The following is a 1,210-nucleotide window of genomic DNA, read 5'->3' as shown; positions in this document are numbered from 1 at the left end:
GGGTCGGCGACGCCGCGGCGGAGGACGGGGCGGCACGCGCGGCCGCGGCCTGCGCCCTGCTCGCCGCATCGCCCGACGCGGACGTCCGGACCGGCGCCGCGGAGATCCTCGCCCTGCTGGCCGGTGCCGGCTAGCCGAGCCGCACCGTCACCTTCTGCGTCACCCCGCCCGCCCCGGTCAAGTCACCGAACGTCAGGCGCAGTTCGTGGCCCGTGCGCGCGTCCGTCACCGTCCCGGGCTTCGACGTCACGGACCGCACCGGCCTGCGCCACACCAGCGTGGCCGAGCCGACCGCGCGGTTCGGGTCGCTGACGCAGACGGTCGCCGTCCGGTCCCGGCGCTCGTGGATCTGCACGATCAGCGGCGCGTCGGCGCTCACCCTGCCGACGGTGCCCGCCTCCCAGAAGACCGCGCCGGTGAACCCCAGTGACGGCACCCGCACGCCCTGCGCCGCCGCGGAGTTGGCCGTGAGGTCGAGCCAGCGGCGGTCCGCCGCCCGGCCCGCGGTGCGTGCGGCGCTCGCTCCCGGCATCAGGACGTACGCGTAGGAACCGTCCGACGGGTCCGTGCCGTGATCGGCGAGCAGGGTGAGGTAGCGGCGGGTCACCGGGTCCGTCGCGCCCCCGCCGTTGATCGCCTTCCAGGTCCCGGTGCGCTCCTCGCGCAGCGCCGTCACGGGGGCGCCCTCGCGGAAGACATAGCCGGCGTGCCCGGCCACGTGCGCCCACCGGGCGTCGCGGAAGCTGCCGTGCCAGGGGTGCCCGTCGGGCTGGGGCCGGCCGTCGACGGTCAGCCGCGCCGTGCCCGCCGCCCCCAGCGAGCGGGTGTCGACGACCGTCTCGACCCCGGCGCCGTCCGTCGCGGTGATGCCCGCGCCGAGGCAGACCACGGCGTCGTCCAGGAAGAACCACGCCTTGCGTCCGCGCAGCGTCGAGCTCAGCCCGCGCACGTCCTGCGCCGTCACCCCGTACGTGCCGTCGCTCGCGCCGCCCACCCAGGTGGTGTCCGGGCGGGCCGCGCCCCAGGCGCCGCCCGCCGCGTCGGCGAGCGGCTTGCGGGAGACGGTCGTGCCGGGCAGCCGGTACGGGTCCACGGTCGGCCAGTAGCCGTCGCTGTACTGCCCGCCGCCGTCGCTGTCGCCCGCGGCCCACCAGGACAGGAGGCCCGAACCGGTGTGCCAGCCGCGGACGTTCTCGCCGTTGCCGGTCTC

Annotated in this window: 1 protein-coding gene; it reads right to left on the bottom strand. The window is 77.3% G+C overall.

Annotation, left to right across the window (positions count from 1 at the left end; translation table 11 throughout):
• Positions 1-130: 130 nt before the first annotated feature.
• On the bottom strand, positions 131-1,210 hold a 1,080-nt coding region (locus tag GTW43_RS24480; protein WP_237536795.1), incomplete at its 5' end, for a polysaccharide lyase family 8 super-sandwich domain-containing protein.

The sequence above is a fragment of the Streptomyces sp. SID5785 genome (assembly GCF_009870065.1).
In the GTDB taxonomy this organism is placed as follows: Bacteria; Actinomycetota; Actinomycetes; order Streptomycetales; family Streptomycetaceae; genus Streptomyces.
Note: the sequence above shows the minus strand (reverse complement) of the source record. Positions and strands in the feature narration are given on the sequence as shown.